This is a genomic window from Wenjunlia tyrosinilytica (genome assembly GCF_014646055.1).
GTDB lineage: Bacteria > Actinomycetota > Actinomycetes > Streptomycetales > Streptomycetaceae > Wenjunlia > Wenjunlia tyrosinilytica.
This window is the reverse complement of record NZ_BMMS01000112.1, coordinates 1-2,694: the sequence shown is the minus strand read 5'-3', so window position 1 is coordinate 2,694 and position 2,694 is coordinate 1. Positions and strand designations below refer to the sequence as shown.

The 2,694-nt window shown below is 70.5% G+C and carries 1 protein-coding gene; it reads left to right on the top strand.

Annotated elements, in window-relative coordinates:
* Positions 1-45: 45 nt before the first annotated feature.
* The coding region (locus tag IEY86_RS35720) for an SDR family NAD(P)-dependent oxidoreductase (protein ID WP_189136062.1) at positions 46-2,694 on the top strand (2,649 nt) is incomplete at its 3' end.

Below are 2,694 nucleotides of genomic sequence, written 5' to 3'. Positions count from 1 at the left end.
GACTGGGCGGCGCTGCATGAGGGCCGGACACCGCGTCGGGTTCCGATGCCGACGTACGCATTCGACACCAAGCGCTACTGGATCGAACGGAAGCCGACCGACCCGTCGGTGCAGGCCGTCCGCCTCTTCGAGCCCGTTTTCCGGCACGCTGCGCTCCCGGCCGGGCCGAAGGGGCCGGCCGCCGGGCGGTGGCTGGTGTTCACGGACGGCGGCGGCGTCGTGGACGCCTGGGCCGCGCACCTGCTTGGGCTCGGCGAGAGCGTCGTCACCGTGCAGGCCGGGCCGTCCTTCGCTGAGCTGGACCGGAGCTCCTTCGCGATCCGCCCGGAATCCCCCGAGGACTTCGAGCGTCTCGTACGGGCCGTTCAGGAGCGGGGTGCGGAGGGGTGCACCTGGAACATCCTGTACCTGTGGGCCGTCGGCGTCGGGGTCGACCTCGAGCGGGATCGGCTGTTCGCTCTGGAGGCGCCCGTACACCTCGCCCGGGCGCTCGGGCTGAATCGCCCCACGGACCCGACCCGGCTCGCCGTGGTCGTTCAGGGGGTGGCGCGGGCAGGCGGACCGCCGGTGACTGCGCCTGCGCGGGCCCTGGTGCTCGGGCCGGTCAAGACGCTGCCGCTGGAGTATCCGGCGCTGGCCGCGTGCGCTTTCGACGTGGAGGGCTGGGAGGGCGAATTCGAGCTGATCGTTGCCGAGTTGGACGCCTCCCTGCCGAACTCCTTCGTCGCGTACCGCGACGCCGTCCGCCTCGTCGAAGGTATCGAGAACACCACGTCAGCGCCGGGAGAGGCGCCCCGGCTGATCCGCGAGCAGGGCGTCTACCTGATCACCGGTGGGCTCGGCGGTATAGGCTCGGCGATCGCGGCCTGGCTGGCGAGGAACTTCCGGGCGAGGCTGGTCCTGACCGGACGGACCGAGGTGCCGGCCCGCGAGCAGTGGGCGGCGATCGAGCGCGATCCCGCCGCCGATAAGGCACTCCGCCGTGCGGTCGCCACACTGCGCGAACTGGAGGTCCTGGGTGCGGAGGTCCACCTCGAGGCCTTCGACGTGGCGGATCGCGTGGCCCTCGCCAACGCGGTGGCCCGGGCGGAACGGAGATTCGGGCCGATCCAAGGGGTCGTGCACGCGGCCGGACTCGCTGGCGGTGGGCTGGCGCAGTTCCGGCGTGTCGAGGAGATGCGCACGGTGCTGGCACCCAAGGTCGACGGCACGCTGGCCATCGCGGAGGTCCTCGGCGACCGCGAACTGGACTTCTTCGCAGTCTTCTCGTCCACCGGGGCGCTGCTCGGCAGCCTCGGGCAGGTGGACTACTGCGCGGCGAACGCGTTCCTCGACACCTGGGCAGAGTCGAGCGACGCCCCGACGAACGCGGTGGCCATCGCCTGGGACGCGTGGCGCGATCTCGGGATGACGTCACCGGAGCGGCTCCCGGCCGTGGTGCTCGAGGCGCACGCGCAGGACGAGTGGGCTGGCTTCTCGGTCGCCGCAGGGGTGTCCGCGTTCCAACGTGCGCTGCGCGCGGGACACAACCGGGTGATCGTCTCGAACGACAGTCTGCCGGGTCGGCACGATGGCGGCGGCAGGCGCCGCCGCGACCATCCCGAGGCCGTCTCGTGGGCACCCGAGCGGAGTTCGCGGGCCGAGACGGAGGAGGTGCTGCTTGCCATCTGGCGCGACCTCTTTGGGCGGGCGCACATCGAGCGGGATGCGAACTTCTTCGAACTCGGAGGCGACTCCCTGCTGATCATCGCGGCTGGCCAGCGGATCAAGCAGCGACTGCGCGTCTCTCTCTCGGTTGCCGACCTGTTCAAGTACCCCACAGTCGCGCGCCTCGCGGAGCACTTGGCGCCGTCGGACACCAAGCAGCAGTCGACGGCCGAGCTGGCGGCTCGGGAAGTGGACGACGACACGGACGTCGCCGTAATCGGCATGGCCGCCCGCCTGCCAGGCGCGGACAATGCCGAGGCATTCTGGGCGAACCTCGTCAACGGCGTCGAGTCGATCACCTCCACCGACGCGACGCCCGACCCGCCCGCCAGCGGCCAGGGGCGGTACGTCGCCGTCGCCGGATCGCCTGACGGCGTCGACCTCTTCGACCCGACCTTCTTCGGGCTGACCCCTCGTGAGGCTGAGCTGATGGACCCACAGCAGCGCCTGCTGCTGATGTGCTCCTACGAGGCACTGGAGAACGCTGGCTACGACGCGCGGAGCTACCCCGGCAGGGTCGCCGTGTACGTCGGTGCCGCAATGAGCAGCTACCTACTCAACAACCTTCTGCCCCACCGGGGTTCCACGGACATCGACCCGACCGTCGTCGGACTCGGGAACGACAAGGACTTCGCCGCGACCCAGATCTCCTACCGGCTCAACCTGCGCGGACCGAGCATGAGCGTGAGCACGGCGTGCTCCACCTCCCTCGTTGCGGTGGCGCAGGGGTGCCGGAGCCTCATCGCCGGCGACGCCGACATCGCCCTCGTTGGGGGCGCCCGCGTGCGCGTTCCCGAGCGTAGCGGCTACTGGTACCAGTCCGGCGGGATCAACTCCCCGGACGGCCACTGCCGGGCCTTCGACGCCGAGGCCGCGGGCACGGTCTTCACCAGCGGGGCCGGTGTCGTGGTGTTGAAGCGGTTGTCGGATGCGTTGCGTGATGGTGATTCGATTCGTGCGGTGGTTCGTGGTTCGGCTGTGAACAAT